The following is an 18229-nucleotide window of genomic DNA, read 5'->3' on the forward strand; positions in this document are numbered from 1 at the left end:
ATAGGATTAATGTGCTAGTTAAAGTTTAATATTAATACCAGCAAATAAACGACGACCTAATGTGTCATAAGTGTACGGGTCAGTATTTGAATCGTTATTACCTGAGTAGTACGGTGGCTCTTTATCAAACATGTTATTAACGCCTGCAGAAACAGTTAACACGTCATTGATCATGTAAGAAGCACTAATATCATGATATACGATAGAAGGTGTTGTAGGAGCTAAACACGTGTCATCGCCGATACATGCAAAGCTATCCATCCCAGCAATATAGCGAGCTTCGTATGTAGCATCCCAGTTGTCACCTTTAACATTTAAGTTAAAGTTAGATTTAATATCTGCGTAACCGCCAGCACCACCAGTAATAAAGCCTGAGTAATCTACTACTGCACCAGTATCAACAACATACTCATCTAAATAAGTTGTATCTAAGCCTGTTTTCCAACTTAAACCTAATGCTTCAAATGCATAAGTAAGGTTTAAATCGATACCTGATGTTTTCTCAGAACCAATGTTACGTAATTGGTTGTTAAACACTATACGACCATCAGCTTGGAATACAGCTGAAGTACTTGTACAAATTGCATTAGTGCTGCTATTTGCATTACCAATACATTGGTCAACTACATATTGGTTGTTGTAAGTAGAAATAGCATTTTCAATTTCAATGTCGTAGTAATCTAACGTCATTGAAAAGCCTTCAAACCATTCTGGCTCGTAAACGACACCAACAGTAAGCGTATCTGCTTCTTCTGGAGTTAAGTTGCTGTTACCACCAACTGTTACTTCAGCTTGGCTGTCTGCACCTGGGTAACTAACTTGCTCGTACGATGGCGCATTACCAGAGTAAAGCTCATCAACTGTTGGAGCACGAAATGCTGTTGAACGAACACCACGTAGCATTAGTTCGTCATTTACACGCCAAGTTAGACCTAGCTTCCAAGTTTCGTCTGAACCGAACGTACTGTAATCGAATGCACGAACAGCTGCACTTAGCTCAACTGCATCTGCAAAGGGTGCATCGGCAAGTAATGGGATTGCAAATTCAACATAGGCTTCATTTACATCAAATCCACCGCTAGTAGCATCAACGCGAGGATCATTACCTAAACCTTGTGCTGCTATTGAATCTGGTGTGTACCATGCTTTTTCTTGACGGTGCTCAACACCTGCCGCAAACGCAGCATAGCCAGCTGGCATCTCAAACATTTCACCTGAAAGTGATGCTGCTAAAATGAATAACTGACTACCACCTGAGTTTTGCTCTGTGTAAATGTAATCTTGTACATTAGATAAAGCCCAATCAGCTTCATCCAATGGGTTAAATGTTCCCGCTGCAATTGCTGTATTAATAGCAGAAACATTATGAAGGTTACTTAGTTTATCTACTGAGTCATTACGACCAAAGTTAGCAGAGAAATCCCAAGAGTAATCACTGATCACACCTTCTGCACCAACAACAATACGGACTGTATCTACTGTCTGAGATAAACCACGTGCACCACTTTCTGTCATTCGACGACGGTAACTAATTTCATCACCGTAACCATAGTTAGTTGGTGTTGTAACATAATTACCATTAGCATCTTCTACAAATGCACCATCGACAACTTGGCGTTTATCATAAGTTTGGCTTAATAAGCTATTGCCCATGCTTTCATTATAGTTAAAACCAAAGTTAATTGGTTGCGGTGCTAATTGCTGCTCTGACCAACGTTTAGTGTAAGTAAACTCACTGAAAAGACTAGTATCGTCGCTTAACTCATAAGTACCCATACCAGTAAGGTTCAAACGTTCCATTGGCGTGTATAAATAGCTTTGTTCTGCGTAGTTATAAGCATCAGCTTCATCAGTAAAACGATGTAAACTACCACCACGGTTACTTAAACCGCTGTCATTTGCTACACCTTGTTGTTCAACTTCACCATCACTATTAGTAATACCTGCGGTGTTTACATTATAGATATGGCCGCCTTCACTAAAAGATGAACCACCACAGAAAAGGCCGTTTTCACCTTCAAATAAAGGACAATTTGAAAATCCACGATCGCCTTGGCTAGCTTCGCCACGATTCGTGTACTGGGCGCCAAATACAATATTACCTTTATCAAATGAAGTACCAACTGTAAAGTCGATAGATGTCTCAGATGCATCATGTTTTGATGTCATTGCTGAGTTAACGTTTAAATCTAAACCTTCAAAATCATTTTTTAGAATGATATTCACAACACCGGCAACAGCATCGGTACCATATACAGCAGACGCACCATCTTTAAGTACTTCAATCTGTTTAATCATAGAAACTGGGATAGTGTTTAAATCAACTGTAGAAGCTGCACCAGTACCTGAATTAATCATACGACGACCGTTTACAAGTACTAATGTACGTTGCGAGCCTAAACCACGTAGATCGATTGATGCATTACCACCAGAACCGTTATTTACGCCTGGGTTAGTCATAGCGCCGCCAGTAGCAGTCATTTGCTGAAGCACACTATCAACTGATGTAGCGCCAGAAGCTCTGATCTCATCAGCCCCAATAAGTGTAACTGGGCTAGCGGTTTCCATGTCAGAACGCTTAATACGAGAACCCGTTACTTGAATTTTTTCGATTGATTTTACTGCTTCGTCAGCCGCTAAAACTTGCACACTTGAAAACATTGGGATTGCTGTAATTACAGCTAAGCCAAGAGTTGATTTTTTCATGAAAGAACCCTACTTGTTGGAAATTTACCTTTATTGGTAATGCTCACTTTTTATTAGAATAGTGAGTCAGGTGAGCAACTTAGGCGCTCTTAACTGAACGAAAACTTAACGACAGCTCAATTTATATCAAGCAATAATGTGGATAAACCATTTTAGGTACATAGGTTACATTATGTTTCAGTGTTAATTAATAAATATACTTTAAAAACAAAAGCATGAGAAAATACAGAAACATTAGAAATACATCTGAAACCAAAGTGATTCACTTTGTAATCAAATGTAATTAACTGAGCTGTGTACCAAAAACAGACAAATTAACAACTTAATCACAGCACATTATTAAAACCGCAAAACTAAATGTTAATTAATAACCATATTTATGCATACTTGGTGCTTAAATAGTCTTATTTAGCCACTTTGGAAAGTTTTTTGATTAGGTTTTTTATTCAGTCGCAATTAAAGTTGAACTTTTTGAGAGCACTTATTTATCATTGAAGTTTATAAGTCTCAAAATCTAAAAAAATAATTTAATTGATCTAGTCACTCAAATAATCGTATGTATGAGAAAGCAAATTCACACCAAAAATGTACATTGTATGCAGAAGCTTGCAGTCGCTACTTCAATACGTTACATAAAAAGAGTAATTAAGTGTTTGTATTAAAGAGGTTGTATTATCTTTGACTGTTAGCTCTAAATTCCAGAGCATATTTTGCTCAGAACAAATGCCAACCATGGTATTGCTCTGCCACAGTCCATTATGTTTTTTAAATTGCTGAGGAATGTAACCCATATACATAGTAATGCCTTTGAGCTTGGCATCTTCAATTGTAATATTTGTTGGTAAATCACTAAAAATAGTAAATGGGGTTTCGGGAGAAAGAGTTTTCTCGCTTAACCATACTTTAACATCATTTGAAAAAGTACAAGGCAAATTGGCTGTGCATGTGGCATTTTTTAGAAATTTTTCATCTGTATTTTTGGAAAAATCACACGCTGTTAATAAAAAAAATACCGCGGTGAATAAACTTAACCTATATATAAGCATAACAATTTCGCACTAAAGAAAAGCAAATACTAATAATCTCGACTGCAAATAACAAGTGTGAGTGTTACTATTAAGCCAAATTAGGCACAAACTGTATCAAAAAATAAACAACAAGCTCACAAACATTGATTGATGTCATAATTTTATGTAATTGACCTATCTTTTTTAGGCCAAAAAATTTATCATTTCACCCGCAAAAAATAAGGGTTTCTCAAGTTTTTTTTCTGAAGCTTTCATGTATTGAAAGTTTTAGATAACACGCTTGAGAAAATAGTAGGCCCCACTTTTAAAGGTGGGTAATTCATTTCTAAACGCATTTATTGCAGCGGAAGCCAGAAAATGAGCCAAACAGTAGCATCACAAACTGAGTATAACTATAAGGTTGTACGCCAATTCGCTATTATGACAGTGATTTGGGGCATCGTTGGCATGAGTATTGGGGTTCTGATTGCTGCCCAATTAGCTTGGCCAGCACTTAACTTTGATACACCATGGTTAACTTACTCTCGACTACGTCCGTTACACACGAACGCAGTAATTTTCGCATTTGGTACCAGTGCACTTTTTGCGACGTCTTATTACGTCGTACAACGTACTTGTCAAACGCGTCTTTTCTCAGACAAACTCGCCGCCTTTTCATTTTGGGGCTGGCAGCTAGTTATTGTATTAGCAGTAATTACATTACCACTTGGTATTACTAGCTCAAAAGAATACGCAGAACTTGAATGGCCAATCGATATTTTAATCGCTGTGGTTTGGATTGTTTACGCTATTGTATTCTTTGGTACTTTAATCAAGCGTAAAGTGTCGCATATTTATGTTGCTAACTGGTTCTACGCTGGCTTTATTATCACTGTTGCAGTGCTTCATATTGTAAACAGTATGGCAGTGCCTGTGTCGTTAACTAAATCATATTCAATCTATGCGGGTGCGGTAGATGCTATGGTTCAGTGGTGGTACGGTCATAACGCTGTAGGTTTCCTATTAACTGCTGGTTTCTTGGGTATGATGTATTACTTTGTGCCAAAACAAGCAGGTCGCCCAGTTTACTCATACCGTCTATCGGTAGTTCACTTTTGGGCTCTAATTTCATTATATATCTGGGCTGGTCCTCATCACCTTCACTACACAGCGCTTCCTGATTGGACGCAAAGTTTAGGTATGGTTATGTCTATTATCCTATTCGTACCGTCTTGGGGTGGTATGATCAACGGTATTATGACGCTATCTGGCGCGTGGCATAAACTACGTACCGATCCAGTACTTCGTTTCTTAGTTGTTTCATTATCTTTCTACGGTATGTCTACGTTTGAAGGTCCTATGATGGCAATTAAATCTGTAAATGCGTTATCTCACTACACAGATTGGACAATCGGCCACGTACACTCAGGTGCACTAGGTTGGGTTGCTATGATTTCAATTGGTGCTATTTACCACTTAATTCCTGCGTTATTTGCGCAAGGTCGTATGTATAGCGTTAAATTGGTTAACACCCACTTCTGGTTACACACTGTAGGTGTTGTTTTATACATTGTTGCAATGTGGATCTCTGGTGTAATGCAAGGTCTAATGTGGCGTGCGGTAAATGCCGACGGTACATTAATGTACAGCTTTGTGCAGTCTTTAGAAGCGTCGCATCCTTTCTACATTATGCGTTTTGTAGGCGGTGTATTCATCGTAACAGGCATGTTAGTTATGGCTTATAACGTTTTCCGTACAATTTCAGCTGAGAAAGAATCTCTGAAGTTAGACGCGCAAGCACAATTAGCATAACGGAGTGAGATGATGAGCAATAAAAATTCACAAAACAAACATGAAATAGTAGAAAAGAACGTTGGCCTTATGGCTATTCTGACTGTTTTTGCTATCAGCTTTGGTGCATTAGTGGAAATTACTCCGCTAATGTTCCAAGACGACACAACTAAACCAGTAGAAGGCCTACGCCCTCTTAATGCTTTAGAAATGGAAGGCCGTGACATATATGTACGTGAAGGTTGTTATAACTGTCACTCACAAATGATCCGCCCTTTTCGTGATGAAGTTGAGCGTTACGGTCATTACTCTGTAGCGGGCGAATCAGTATGGGATCACCCTTTCCAATGGGGTTCTAAACGTACTGGTCCTGACCTTGCTCGCGTTGGTAAACGTTACTCGGACGATTGGCATTATGCTCACTTAGTTGACCCACGTGCTGTGGTTCCTGAGTCGAATATGCCAGGTTTTCCTTGGTTAGCAGAGGATAAGGTAGATACAAGCCTGACTCTGAAAAAACTACAAATTTTCCGTGATACTTTTGCTATTAATCCAGAAAACCCTAAACACCCGGGCCTAGGTTATGGCAGCGACGAAGAACTTAAAGCTGATGTTGAAAAAGTTAACGCTATGAATAACGGCGAAGGCGCAACAGAAATCCAAGCTCTAATCGCGTATTTACAGCAACTTGGTACCCACTTGAAGTAAATTATTATGGATTACGGAACATACAGAGGCATTTTGACTCTGGTAATTTTAGTATTGTTTATTGTGATTGTTGTATGGGCATACAGCAAGCGTAGCAAAAATCGTTTTGATAGCGCTGCTAATGCCATTTTTGAAGATGAAAAAAAACATAACAACACACTCTCTAACGAGGAAAAGGAGTCTGAAAAATGACTAGCTTTTGGAGTATTTGGGTTATTGTATTAACCCTTGCATGCTTATGCATCATCTTTGGCCTATTAGTTTGGAACTTAAAAAACTATGCTGGCGTAAAAGAAGGTGAAAGCTGTGGACATGAATTTGACGGCATTGAAGAGCTAAATAATCCACTACCAAAATGGTGGACTTACATGTTTTTCGCAACTTTTATTTGGTCAGTATATTACCTTGCAGCTTTCCCAGGTTTAGGTAACTGGGAAGGTTTTGGTAAATGGACTAGTTCTAACCAAGGTATTACGTCTTTAGCTGAATCTAAAAAAGCAGTTGCAGAGGCCAAAGCAGAAGGTCGCTTTGTTAAACTTGATAAAGAGTATGAAGCTGCAGAAGAACGCTTCGGTCCTATTTTTAATAAGTTGGCACAGGTACCGGTTTTAGATTTAGTTAATTCTAAGTTTGAAGGTGATGCAGCGCAGCAAGTTGCTCTAGAAAATGGCGACAAACACGAGCAAACAGATGGTCAATTAGCCATCGAAATTGGTCAGCGTTTGTTCTCACAAAACTGTGCGCAATGTCATGGCTCTGATGCGCGTGGTGGTACCGGCTTTCCTAACCTAACTGATAAAGATTGGTTATATGGCGGAACACCAGACAAAATTAGAGAAACACTCCTTAATGGTCGTATAGCTGCAATGCCAGCTTGGGGCGATGCTCTTGGTGAGCAAGGCGTTAAAGAAATGACAGCACATGTGCTAAGCCTTTCTGGCCGTACTGTTAACCAAAAAGATGCAGCAGCAGGTTCAGCTAAGTTTGCAATGTGTGCCGCATGTCACGGTGCTGACGGTAAAGGGTCGGTTGCACATAACCTACCATTTGGCGCGCCTAACCTGACAGATAACATTTGGTTATATGGTGGTTCTCAACGTGCAGTTGAAGAAACACTTAACCATGGTCGTGCTGGTGTAATGCCTGCATGGAAAGACATTTTAGGTGAAGAAAAAATTCACTTATTAACAGCCTATGTTTACAGTTTATCGCAAGATAAATAAGCATGCGGTTAATAAAATGTTTATAAATTAATTTATTTAATTCAATAGATTAATCCAGATCAAAAAAGCCTCCACTGTGAGGCTTTTTTTTAGTCTTTTACGTATAAATCCTATAAAATAAACCTCCCTAAACTAATTTAGAGCAACTATGCAACCTACTCCGTGGTATAAGAATTTTTGGCCTTGGTTTTTAATCTTTTTTCCGTTAGTGGCCATTATTGGCTGTATTAGCCTATTTATTACGGCAATAGGTAACGGTCCAGATATGGTTGTTGACGACTACTACAAAAAAGGTAAAGCAATCAACTTAGAACTTACTAAGTTTGAAAAAGCAAAAGCGCTTTATCTGCATGGCGGATTAAATGTAACCAATGAGCGCGTAAGCTTTAAATTTACAAAAGGCGACAGCAGCAATGTGCATGTATTAAAACTCTCTTTTTACCACCGCACAATTAAAGCACATGACTTTACCGCTACTCTAACCCCTAATGCCAATCAAGAGTTTACAGCACTACTTGATATGTACACACCAGGTGCCTACTCAGTATTTATTGAGCCTATAGATGGCAGTTGGAAAATGAAAGAAAATATAACGTTACCAACTGTACAAACTGTTTTAGTTACTCCTAATTATAAGTAGTATAACTATGTCTAACTCTTGTTTTCATTGCCTTGAAAATGTGCCAAACGGATTTAGTGCAAGCGTTATAATTGACGATAAAGCCCAGCCAATGTGTTGCATTGGCTGCCAAGCTGTTGCACAAAACATCGTTGACCAAGGTATGACCGATTACTACAAATATCGGACCGTACGTGCAGGTAAAGTTGAACAATTGGTACCCGAGCAACTCGCATTTATAAAAAGTTATGACAACGAAGACATTCAAGACGAATTTATAGCCACTAACGATAATATCTCAGAAGTATTACTGAGTGTCGAAGGTATAACCTGCGCCGCTTGTGCGTGGCTTATCGAAAAACAACTATTAAATTTAACCTCAGTAAAACGTGTTGATGTAAACACATCCACTAACCGCGCTATGATCCAATGGGATAAAACCAGCACCCCATTAAGCGAAATAATTACTGCGCTTGCTAAGATTGGTTATAAAGCCTACCCGTTTCAAGCCGATACTGAATCCCAACAAAAGCAACAAACAGCAAAAGCCTATATTCGCCGTTTAGGTGTTGCCGGTTTAATGACCATGCAAGTAATGATGTTTGCATTTGCCATGTACTTTGGCATGTTTTCAGGCATGGACAGTAATTTTGAGCAGTATTTTAGATGGATCAGCTTAGTACTGGCCTCACCAGTTATTTTATATAGTGCACTGCCCTTTTTAACCAATGCTATAAATGGCTTAAAAGCAAAACAGCTCAATATGGATTTACCTGTATCACTGGCCATTTTTGGCGCATTTGGTGCAAGTTGTTACGCCACATTTATGCAAGTCGGCGAAGTGTATTTTGAATCTGTGTGCATGTTTACCTTTTTACTGTTGTTAGGTAAATATCTTGAATTTAGAGCGCGTTTAAAAGCGAGTGAGTTTACTGCCAACTTACAAAAACTATTGCCATTAACAGCCCGCACCATTAACGAAAGTGGCGAAGAGCTTATAATTGCAGCCAAAAAACTAAAACTTAATGACGTAGTACTTATTAAAGCGGGTGAAACGATTCCTGCCGATGGCGAACTAATTAAAGGTAAAACCACCGTTGATGAGTCAATGATGACGGGGGAGCATCAACCTGTAACTAAATTTATTGGACACAATGTTTATGCTGGTTGCGTTAACCACGACGGCGTTATTGAAATAAAAATTAATAAAATTGGCCAAAATACACTTTTGAATCAAATAATACGCCTGCAACATAACGCATTAACCAAGCGCCCTAAACTAGTTGAAATTACTGATAAAGTTGCGCAGTGGTTCATAGCTTGTTTGCTTGTATTTGCTTCACTTACAGCGATCGGCTGGTACCAAATTGATCCTGAGCACGCATTTTGGATCACCATTTCGGTTTTAGTTGCTACCTGCCCGTGTGCGCTGAGTTTAGCGATACCCACCGCGCTTACATGTGCAGTGGCAACACTTACTCGAAAAGGCGTATTAATAAAACAAGCACATGTGCTCGAAACACTCTCACAAATCACTTTATTTGCATTTGATAAAACAGGCACACTTACGCAAGGTAAATTTAGCCTTGATGAAGTAGATATAATCGATAAAAAATATACAAAAACGCAAGTGCTAGATATGGCAGCCATGCTAGAGCGTTATTCTGAGCATCCTATTGCCAGCGCTTTTGATGAAATCACGCCCGTTCATAATACTCTTGATAACGTTGAAGTACATCCAGGGCTAGGAATTAGCGCACAAGATGCAACTCATCATTACGCAATTGGTAAAAGTGGCTGGTTTGATAGCAAAAAATCGAATGCACAAGCAAGCTTATATATAAATAAACAAGTTGTTGCACGTTTTTACTTTGTTGATAAAGTAAAAAGCGATGCGAAAAAGCTTATAGAGTCTCTTCAATCGCAAAACTTAACGTGTCATATGTTGACCGGTGACGCGTCAGATGCAGGGCAAAAAGTAGCTAAACAGCTTAAACTTGAAAGCGTACAATCAGGATGTTCCCCACAGGATAAACAAACCGCAGTTGAGCAATGGTCTTCACAAAGCGAAGTGGTTGCTATGGTCGGTGATGGCATAAACGACAGCCCAGTATTTGCCAGCGCGCATTTATCAATTGCTATGGAAACCGGTGCTGACATATCAAAAAATAGCGCTGATGTAGTGCTTCTTAATAGCGATTTAGCCTCCATTGGTCATTTACTTAATGTTGCCAAACAAACCAGACGTATTATTAAACAAAATCTTGCGCTGTCTTTATTGTATAATGCTTCCATATTACCATTGGCAGCGCTGGGCTTAGTAGCCCCATGGATGGCTGTTATTGGCATGTCTGCCAGCTCAATTATTGTGATTAGTAATTCACTAAGGCTATTAAAGTTATGAGCATAATTTACATTTTGATCCCTATTGCCATTTTATTTGTCATTATTGCTATTGGCGTATTTTTTTGGGCCGTAAAAAGTGAGCAGTTTTCGGATTTAAACAAGCAAGGTCATAGTATTTTGTTTGAAGACGACAAAGAGCAACATAATAAAAGTAATGATTGACCCTCTTTATACCAGCGCATTTTTAATGGGCCTAATCGGTAGCGGTCATTGCATTGCTATGTGTGGCGGTATTGCAAGCTCATTACAATTGGCTAGTGACAAACGCAAAACATTTACCTATTCATTTGCCTATAATGTTGGACGTGCCCTGAGCTACATGGCAGCAGGCGCACTTGTTGCAGGAATTAGTAGCCAATTTGCAAGGCAAAATACGTCCTTGTCTTTAGCCCTTTCATTCATTGCTGCTATTTTTATGCTCCTCGTTGGCGTGTATATAATGCGCTTGGGCCCTACTTTGCAGTGGTTAGAAAGAATTGGCAAAACTTTAGTGTGGCAACACATTGTTAAACTAAATAAATATTTAATGCCTATCAACTCTCCTTTTAAAGCCTTAGGTTACGGTGCTTTGTGGGGCTGGCTGCCTTGTGGTTTAGTATATTCAGCGCTTACATGGGCGATGACTAGTCCTAGTGCTTTAGATGGTGCTTTAGTTATGCTTTGCTTTGCTCTGGGTACTTTTCCCGCGATGATCACGTTAGGCGTTGCAGCGCAAAAACTAAATACTATTATTAACCATCCATGGACCCGAATTGTATTAGGCAGTGTTATAATTTGGTATGGTATCTACTTATTGATTATTGCAACCGACAAGTTGGTACATTAATCTACACAATGTCGTGAATAAAAATTTAAACGGATTAAATTATGGATTTCTCTCAAAGCCGTACTAAAGGTAATTGTGCTATTAGCTGTAATAACTGCAGTATTAGTCAATTGTGTTTGCCATTTTCACTTAATGGCCAAGAAATGGACAAGCTAGACGAAATTATTGAGCGAAAAAAACCTCTCCATAAAGGCGACTACTTATTTGAATCAGGCGCACCTTTACAGGCTATTTATGCGGTACGTTCAGGCTCATTTAAATCGTACACATTATCAGAGCGAGGTGATGAGCAAATTACTGGTTTTCATTTAGCTGGCGATCTAGTTGGTTTTGATGCGATAAATAAAATGACTCATCCCAGTTTTTCACAAGCACTTGAAACGTCAATGGTTTGCGAAATCCCATTCGATACTCTTGACGAACTATCAGGGAAATTACCTAAACTTCGCCAACAAATAATGCGCTTAATGAGCAGTGAAATTACATACGACCAAGAAATGCTGTTACTACTCAATAAAAAATCAGCAGAAGAGCGCCTAGCTAGTTTTATTTATAACTTATCTGAGCGCTTTGGTGAGCGTGGCTTTTCGCGTAAGGAATTTAGATTTACGATGACTCGCGGTGAAATAGGCAACTACCTAGGCCTAACTGTAGAAACTATTAGTCGTTTATTAAGTCGTTTTCAAAAAGCAGGCTTAATTAAAGTAGAAGGTAAATTTATTACAATTTTAGATAATGATGCCTTGGCTAAAACAGCGGCGATTGTTAAGCCTCGTCAAATTAAATAGTTTGATTTAGAACAACAATTTATATGCTACCCCTTTAACTGTTTTATATTTACGTTACACTAAATGTACACCCGTTATGTAAATGGAGTAGCATATGAACACTATTAAACGCATTATTGCGGTTATTGACCCTACCAAAGACGATCAACACGGCTTAGCACGTTCAATAGATTTAGCTAAAAAGTCTGGCGCAAGTATTACCGCTTTTATGACGGTTTACGACTTCTCTTACGAAATGACAACCATGCTATCAGGTGATGAACGCGAAGCAATGCGTGACGCTGTACTAAAAGATCGTGAGCTATGGCTAAACGATTTAGTCTCTCCTTACAAAGATATAAATATTGAAACCCAAGTGGTTTGGCATAATCGCCCTTACGAAGCCATAATCGATACTGTAATTGATGAAAAGTACGATTTAGTAATTAAAGGCACACATCAACATGGTGCACTTAAATCCGTTATTTTTACCCCGACCGATTGGCACTTAGTACGCAAATGCCCCGCTCCGGTTTTATTTGTAAAAGAAATGGCATGGCCTGCTAACGGTAATATTTTAGCTGCTGTAAATGCAGTTAGCGAAAATGAAGAGCATGTAGCACTTAATAAACGCGTTATTAAAGACGCACAATTTTTATGTGAACTTGCCAACGCAAAACTTAATTTAGTTAATGCTTATCCTGCAACGCCCATAAATATCGCAATCGAAATTCCTGAGTTTAATCCGGGGCTTTATAACGAATCAGTTAAAAAACATCATCATGAATCAACCAATGCACTTGCTGCAGAGTTTAATTTAAACCCAGAGCAATGTTTTATTGAAGAAGGCCTGCCAGAGGATGTAATCCCTGATGTAGCGAAGCGGTTAAATAGCGAATTAGTTGTTATTGGTACCGTTGGGCGTACCGGCTTAAGTGCTGCTCTTGTAGGTAATACAGCAGAGCATGTAATTGATAGCCTAGACTGTGATGTACTGGCACTCAAACCCGATGGTTACGTGAGCCCACTTGCAAAAAAACTAGATTAACCAAAAGATTTTTAGCAAGTAACAGCTCATATACTACTTGCTAAAAATACCGTGTTTAAATTGCTTTTAATTACATCCTAAACTCGCATATTCAGGTGGTTTGGGTATAATACGCCCCTTTATTTTTAGCAAATAACTTTGCTGTATTGTTTTACTAGGGGGCGTAATTGTCACACTCAGATCAAGCTAAAGCTCAATTTAACTTAAATAAGCTGCAAAAGCGTTTACGTCGCCAAACTGGTCAAGCTGTTATGGACTTCAATATGATTGAAGAAGGCGACCGTATTATGGTGTGTTTATCAGGCGGCAAAGATAGCTACACAATGCTTGAAATGCTTCAACATTTAAAACGTGTAGCACCTATAAAGTTTGACCTAGTTGTTGTAAATCTTGATCAAAAACAACCAGGTTTCCCTGAACATGTACTACCCCAGTACCTTGATAAACTAAATGTTGAGTACAAAATTGTAGAAGAAGATACCTACAGCATTGTTACCGATATTATCCCTGAAGGTAAAACAACGTGTTCACTTTGCTCACGCTTACGTCGTGGTATTTTATACCGCACAGCAAATGAGATAGGCGCTACTAAAATAGCCCTTGGGCATCACCGTGATGACATGATTGAAACCTTATTTTTGAACATGTTTTATGGCGGTAAACTAAAAAGTATGCCGGCTAAATTAATGAGTGATAATGGCGAGCACATGGTTATTCGCCCACTTGCATACTGCAAAGAAACCGATATAGCCCAATACGCATTTGCACAAGGCTACCCTATAATCCCTTGTAATCTTTGTGGCTCACAAGAAAACCTACAGCGTAAACATACAAAAGCAATGCTTGCAAAATGGGATGCGGAGCACCCGGGCCGTATTGAAAGTATTTTTACAGCAATGCAAAACATAGTGCCTTCACATTTAGCTGATGCCGACTTATTTGATTTTAAAAACTTACAAACAGGTGAAGTAATTGATGGTGGCGATATCGCCCTTGATAAACCTGACATACCTAAAGTACCAGTAAGTAGTGAAATTGATGAACAAGAAGTGCCAAGTGTAGTTACTATAAATCTTAGCTAACTTTTAGTTAGCTAAGAGTAAAGAATTAAGGGTTTGTATTTATATACAAACCCTTTAATTTACCAATTTAATCTTAAGCTTTACTTTAACTCTCAGCTAAACCTTGTAAAAACTCTAAACTTAACTTTTCTTGTGCATTAGCCTGGTATGGCAACTGTTGCAAGCTATCGTACGAAAAATCGTTAATATCAAAGTGACTTATTTCACTACTCCCAAAGCTGTTACGCTCACCGGGGCTTGGGGACATTTTCTCAATTACAAAATCACTTAAACGCATATCTGTAATACCTTGTGGTAATACCGACCAGTGAGCTTTCAAATTAAGTGTTTGTCTTCCCTGTGCTAACCGCTCTTTAGATACTAAATGAGCAAGTGGTGTATCGCCACTGTATAAGTTAGCCCTAACTCGATACAAACCGCTTTTTATCACTGTTAAATTAGCTGGCACGACCATGTTTTCATCTTGTGCATATGCAGTTTCAAAACCTGTTAAAGTCGCACTCGGCGCCATATATTGAATTTGTGCAACTACAGGGACTTTTTTACCAGCAACATCACCCTCTACAAACACTTGCAAACTACGAGGGTAATCATCCTCTCCTTTAAAGGTGATAGTTGCCTCACCTTCACGTGCATTACCTATATGAGTATTTAATACTTCTTTTGTATCTGTATTTGCAAGCTCAACGACTACTTTACCAAGTCCTTGAGCACTTACTCTTATTATTATTTCTTCTGGGTATACAAAACGATACTGCTTAATACTTAACGTTAAAGCATCACCACTTTCGTCAATAGGGCTCGACACAGGGTAAAACTGGTTTGGTTTTAATCGGTCTTCATCTAGTGGGCTTAATGGTTGAGAATAAGGAGGAAATTTGAGTGCGCTTTGGTATTGCATAACCACTTGCTGCGCCGCTTTTGTTAAGTCTTCATTAAACGCGACTTGCTTTTTTGATTGTGTTTTGTTTTTTTTAGGTACATCTATGGGAATCACTTTTACAGGTGATAAATCAACTACGCTAGCGGCTTGTTTAACCTGCGTTGTCACTGGCTCTACAACTTTATGAGTGTCATTTTTACTTGTAAACCATAGCGAAAATAAAATAGCGCTAATAATTAAAGCAACGACATAAAATTTTTTCATTAGTTAATTTAATCCTTTATAAGGCGTATAGCTTTGAGCTACACGCCTTGCATGTTATGGGATCACATTATAAATAAGTGCTGATGCGCTTAAATTATTTGAATCCTTAATATAACGATATTGTTTTTTCCAAAACCAACTACCTGTAGTTTTATCAAACGTATTAAACCCTACCGTGTCACCTTCAACATTTACGTTATTCATGGCGATTGTTACATTACCTTTGCGCTGGGCATTATGTATTTCGTTATGGCTATAACTGTCACTCATCATCATTGGATAATGGTTAGGCATAAAGCTATTTACCGCATCACCTTGCGATTTTAAACGGCCATCAGTATCAATACTTTGGCTACAACTTCCAAATGAACGAGCTGAACTTGCACCACATGAAGAGTGCGATGCAACAACCGAGTCATCATTGCCTTTTAAAAATCCACCTGTTAATCCTAAGTATGCATTACCATCTGCCACAAAGCGTAAACGAGGTGTACGTGCATCAGGAAATGGTGATATTTTACGGGCGTTATTCACTTTTAAATCGTGTAATACGCCAACGGCCTCGGTTACATCACTTCCTAGCCACCATTTGAGTGCAGCATCGACCGCAAAGTTCCATGATGCGCCAGTTAAAGCACTAACAGCGACGTCAGCAAGCTCACTTCCACCGCCCGCGCCTGCTAAATCAAACGTAGCCACGATATTAAGCGGCTGTAATCCTTCGTTTTCTAACCAGTTTTCTTGATTATCAATAATATGGCGTGCAACTAAGTCACCTGTTGAATGTGTTACAAATACACAGCCATCACTGCATAAATTAGAGCGTGAAATTTGCTTTAATTTAGGCCATACCCAATCGGTAGCAATCTTACCTTCAACGCGTTCATAAGCAGGCCAGTCAATTCGCTCATCCGCACGATTATTCCAGTACGATTGCCAATATGTTTCACCATCATTAATTACATCACTTCCCAATTTATTGGTTATTTGCGAGGTTTGTAAACCATGAATTAATATAATTTTGTAGTCTTTACTCGCTGCAGAAAAGCTCATTAACATAGCAAGTCCCGCAACGATTAGGTGGCTTGGCTTAATTAATTTGTGTGTGTATTTGTTGTTCATACAATTCCTTAATGTTGTGTACTTAATATTTTATTATCATTTAAGGTATTCATGTTGGTCTGCGTAAGCTTGTCAGCCTAAGCGCTCACTAGTATTAGGAACAACGAACAAAAATGCAACAACTTATTATCATTTAGGAAGGGTGGGAATTTATTTCATACTGATTAATGAGTTAACAAAGGTATAGTTGTTAAATATGAAATTATTAAATGAGTTTCAGGGGGATATTGAGGTATAATATTAAAACGAGCACCATTAAAGTGCCCGCTATAGAATAAGGACAAAGCTAATCTAACCGTTGGCTTTAAGCTCACTGGTAAATTGCCCAATCGCATTTACAACTTCTTGCGCGCCTTGTTGGATCTCTTGCATCACTTCACCAGATTCTTTAGATAACGCCAAGCCTTGCTCTGCTTTTTCTTTACCTTTTTCTATTACAGCAACCGTATTTTGTGTTTGTGATTGATTACGTTGCACAACTTCTACAATTTCTTCTGTTGCTTTTGATGTACGCGATGCAAGCAGCCTAACTTCATCTGCAACAACGGCAAAGCCTCGACCTTGCTCGCCAGCTCTAGCCGCTTCAATTGCGGCATTTAATGCTAATAAATTTGTTTGTTCAGCAATGCTACTAATGCTTTGTACAATACTTGATATTTGCTGCGACTGCTGATCAAGCGCTGAAATCTCATTCGCAGCTTGCTCCATGTTAATAGCCAGCTCAGTCATTACTGCAACAGTGTCTTGTATAACGCTCGCGCCCTGTTCTGCTTTTTTATCCGTTTGGGTTGAGGTGCTATAAGCAATCTCGGCCGCTTGTGAGATTGCGATTTCTTGATTTACTTGTTCAGTAATAACTGTGGCAAATTTCATCACTTTATAAAGCTCATCTGCGTCATTTGAGATTGGGTTATATGACGCTTCTAGCCAAACAATATTGCCGTATTTATCTACGCGTTTAAAGCGCTCAGCAATAAATTGACCATCTCTTAATTTATCCCAAAATTGCAGGTATTCTTGGGAGTTGTACTCTGAAGCCTCACAAAATGTACGATGGTGTTTTCCTATTAATTCACTTTCTTGATAACCCATTGCAGCTAAAAACTGTTCATTTGCTTTTAAAACATGGCCCTCTAAATCAAATTCAATTACCGCCATAGAGCGATATATAGCTTTAATAGTATCGCTTTGCTCGCGAGAAGCTGTAATTGTTTTTGTAAGTACACTCCCGAATATAGAAAAATAGAGCAACTGATCTTGCTCACCTTTTACAGGATGTACTATTAAACGTAACCATTCAGCTTTGCCATCGCTGCGCATAACCTGTAATGCACCGCCCCAATGCCCTTCTTTTTTAATAGCTTGTTGCAAGCTTTTAAATTCGACAGATTGTCGAGACGAATCTGTAATAAAATTATCAAAAGAGTTATTAGTTAGCTCATCTTCGCTATAGCCTAGGTTTTCTAAAAATTTATCGTTGGCGTGCGAAATCCTGCCATCATAAAGAATGTTCAGTACTAACATCTCTCGGTAAAGCCCTTCCCACACTTGTTGTAATGGATAGAGCTCTGCTTTTAAAGAGGCTATTTCATTTTGTTTATTTTTAGAAAAAAACATTAATATCCTTACTAATACATTCAATATAAAATTAATTTTAGTATAGAAGACATTTATCATAACGCGATAAATAATAAGAACTTTAACCACTTTCGCGTATTAATTTCTACATGAATGAGAATGTATTTATCTAACCGTCTCGGTGCTATGCTATTACTAA

Annotated in this window: 16 protein-coding genes; 11 read left to right on the top strand and 5 right to left on the bottom strand. The window is 38.6% G+C overall.

The annotated features are described in order from the left end of the window. Positions 1-18 precede the first annotated feature (18 nt). Together WNY79_RS16670 and WNY79_RS16675 are read right to left on the bottom strand one after the other, a co-directional pair. Complete coding sequence (locus WNY79_RS16670; RefSeq protein ID WP_342876426.1) at positions 19-2706, bottom strand: TonB-dependent receptor; 2688 nt, start codon at positions 2704-2706, stop codon at positions 19-21. 620 nt (positions 2707-3326) lie between these two features. Continuing rightward, a complete protein-coding gene (locus WNY79_RS16675) occupies positions 3327-3752 on the bottom strand; it encodes a hypothetical protein (RefSeq protein WP_342876427.1) in 426 nt (141 codons plus the stop codon). A gap of 339 nt (positions 3753-4091) precedes the next feature. Here WNY79_RS16675 and ccoN point away from each other — a divergent pair, with 339 nt between their 5' ends. The 11 genes from ccoN to ttcA all read left to right on the top strand — a co-directional run bounded on the left by ccoN (position 4092) and on the right by ttcA (position 14183). Further along, the gene (gene ccoN / locus WNY79_RS16680) at positions 4092-5525 is read left to right on the top strand and encodes a cytochrome-c oxidase, cbb3-type subunit I (RefSeq protein WP_002961515.1); all 1434 of its coding nucleotides are present in this window, start codon (positions 4092-4094) and stop codon (positions 5523-5525) included. A 12-nt stretch (positions 5526-5537) separates the two neighbouring features. After that, positions 5538-6212, top strand: a complete 675-nt coding sequence (ccoO, locus tag WNY79_RS16685) for a cytochrome-c oxidase, cbb3-type subunit II (protein WP_024597379.1) — start codon at positions 5538-5540, stop codon at positions 6210-6212. A 6-nt stretch (positions 6213-6218) separates the two neighbouring features. Next, positions 6219-6404 (top strand): CcoQ/FixQ family Cbb3-type cytochrome c oxidase assembly chaperone, encoded by a 186-nt coding sequence (locus tag WNY79_RS16690; RefSeq protein ID WP_024597380.1) that lies wholly within the window; start codon positions 6219-6221, stop codon positions 6402-6404. Then, entirely contained in the window at positions 6401-7435 is a 1035-nt protein-coding gene (gene ccoP / locus WNY79_RS16695) for a cytochrome-c oxidase, cbb3-type subunit III (protein ID WP_342876428.1), read from the top strand. Before WNY79_RS16690 ends, ccoP begins: the two co-directional genes overlap by 4 nt. Positions 7436-7583: 148 nt before the next feature. Beyond that, a complete protein-coding gene (locus WNY79_RS16700) occupies positions 7584-8075 on the top strand; it encodes a FixH family protein (protein ID WP_076923819.1) in 492 nt (163 codons plus the stop codon). A gap of 7 nt (positions 8076-8082) precedes the next feature. Beyond that, the gene (locus tag WNY79_RS16705; RefSeq protein ID WP_342876429.1) at positions 8083-10458 is read left to right on the top strand and encodes a heavy metal translocating P-type ATPase; all 2376 of its coding nucleotides are present in this window, start codon (positions 8083-8085) and stop codon (positions 10456-10458) included. Then, a complete protein-coding gene (gene ccoS, locus WNY79_RS16710; protein ID WP_002963071.1) occupies positions 10455-10622 on the top strand; it encodes a cbb3-type cytochrome oxidase assembly protein CcoS in 168 nt (55 codons plus the stop codon). The genes WNY79_RS16705 and ccoS overlap by 4 nt, the downstream gene beginning before the upstream one ends. Then, a complete protein-coding gene (locus tag WNY79_RS16715) occupies positions 10615-11286 on the top strand; it encodes a sulfite exporter TauE/SafE family protein (RefSeq protein ID WP_342876430.1) in 672 nt (223 codons plus the stop codon). Before ccoS ends, WNY79_RS16715 begins: the two co-directional genes overlap by 8 nt. Positions 11287-11327: 41 nt before the next feature. Continuing rightward, positions 11328-12074 (top strand): FNR family transcription factor, encoded by a 747-nt coding sequence (locus WNY79_RS16720; RefSeq protein ID WP_342876431.1) that lies wholly within the window; start codon positions 11328-11330, stop codon positions 12072-12074. Between the two features lie 94 nt (positions 12075-12168). Continuing rightward, the gene (gene uspE / locus WNY79_RS16725) at positions 12169-13101 is read left to right on the top strand and encodes a universal stress protein UspE (protein ID WP_024596436.1); all 933 of its coding nucleotides are present in this window, start codon (positions 12169-12171) and stop codon (positions 13099-13101) included. Between the two features lie 167 nt (positions 13102-13268). Further along, the gene (gene ttcA / locus WNY79_RS16730; RefSeq protein ID WP_024599147.1) at positions 13269-14183 is read left to right on the top strand and encodes a tRNA 2-thiocytidine(32) synthetase TtcA; all 915 of its coding nucleotides are present in this window, start codon (positions 13269-13271) and stop codon (positions 14181-14183) included. Between the two features lie 85 nt (positions 14184-14268). Here ttcA and WNY79_RS16735 read toward each other — a convergent pair whose 3' ends face one another. From WNY79_RS16735 to WNY79_RS16745, 3 genes are all read right to left on the bottom strand, one after another. After that, positions 14269-15330 carry a hypothetical protein gene (locus tag WNY79_RS16735; RefSeq protein ID WP_342876432.1) on the bottom strand — a complete coding sequence of 354 codons (1062 nt, stop codon included), beginning with the start codon at positions 15328-15330 and terminating at the stop codon, positions 14269-14271. Positions 15331-15384: 54 nt separating this feature from the next. Beyond that, on the bottom strand, positions 15385-16452 hold the full coding sequence (locus tag WNY79_RS16740) for a hypothetical protein (RefSeq protein WP_342876433.1): 1068 nt from the start codon (positions 16450-16452) through the stop codon (positions 15385-15387). A gap of 291 nt (positions 16453-16743) precedes the next feature. After that, positions 16744-18069, bottom strand: coding sequence for a PAS domain-containing methyl-accepting chemotaxis protein (locus WNY79_RS16745; protein ID WP_342876434.1), 1326 nt, complete (start codon positions 18067-18069; stop codon positions 16744-16746). Positions 18070-18229 lie beyond the last annotated feature (160 nt).

It is taken from the genome of Pseudoalteromonas sp. AS84 (assembly GCF_038900255.1).
In the GTDB taxonomy this organism is placed as follows: Bacteria; Pseudomonadota; Gammaproteobacteria; order Enterobacterales; family Alteromonadaceae; genus Pseudoalteromonas.

Bases quoted from the DNA above. Each gene is read 5' to 3' on its own strand.
- WNY79_RS16700 (WP_076923819.1), top strand. From the start codon at position 7,584: ATGCAACCTACTCCGTGGTATAAGAATTTTTGGCCTTGGTTTTTAATC.
- WNY79_RS16670 (WP_342876426.1), bottom strand. From the start codon at position 2,706: ATGAAAAAATCAACTCTTGGCTTAGCTGTAATTACAGCAATCCCAATG.
- WNY79_RS16705 (WP_342876429.1), top strand. From the start codon at position 8,083: ATGTCTAACTCTTGTTTTCATTGCCTTGAAAATGTGCCAAACGGATTT.
- WNY79_RS16720 (WP_342876431.1), top strand. From the start codon at position 11,328: ATGGATTTCTCTCAAAGCCGTACTAAAGGTAATTGTGCTATTAGCTGT.
- uspE (WP_024596436.1), top strand. From the start codon at position 12,169: ATGAACACTATTAAACGCATTATTGCGGTTATTGACCCTACCAAAGAC.
- ccoP (WP_342876428.1), top strand. From the start codon at position 6,401: ATGACTAGCTTTTGGAGTATTTGGGTTATTGTATTAACCCTTGCATGC.
- WNY79_RS16745 (WP_342876434.1), bottom strand. From the start codon at position 18,069: ATGTTTTTTTCTAAAAATAAACAAAATGAAATAGCCTCTTTAAAAGCA.
- ccoS (WP_002963071.1), top strand. From the start codon at position 10,455: ATGAGCATAATTTACATTTTGATCCCTATTGCCATTTTATTTGTCATT.
- WNY79_RS16690 (WP_024597380.1), top strand. From the start codon at position 6,219: ATGGATTACGGAACATACAGAGGCATTTTGACTCTGGTAATTTTAGTA.
- WNY79_RS16715 (WP_342876430.1), top strand. From the start codon at position 10,615: ATGATTGACCCTCTTTATACCAGCGCATTTTTAATGGGCCTAATCGGT.
- WNY79_RS16740 (WP_342876433.1), bottom strand. From the start codon at position 16,452: ATGAACAACAAATACACACACAAATTAATTAAGCCAAGCCACCTAATC.
- ccoN (WP_002961515.1), top strand. From the start codon at position 4,092: ATGAGCCAAACAGTAGCATCACAAACTGAGTATAACTATAAGGTTGTA.
- WNY79_RS16735 (WP_342876432.1), bottom strand. From the start codon at position 15,330: ATGAAAAAATTTTATGTCGTTGCTTTAATTATTAGCGCTATTTTATTT.
- ccoO (WP_024597379.1), top strand. From the start codon at position 5,538: ATGAGCAATAAAAATTCACAAAACAAACATGAAATAGTAGAAAAGAAC.
- WNY79_RS16675 (WP_342876427.1), bottom strand. From the start codon at position 3,752: ATGCTTATATATAGGTTAAGTTTATTCACCGCGGTATTTTTTTTATTA.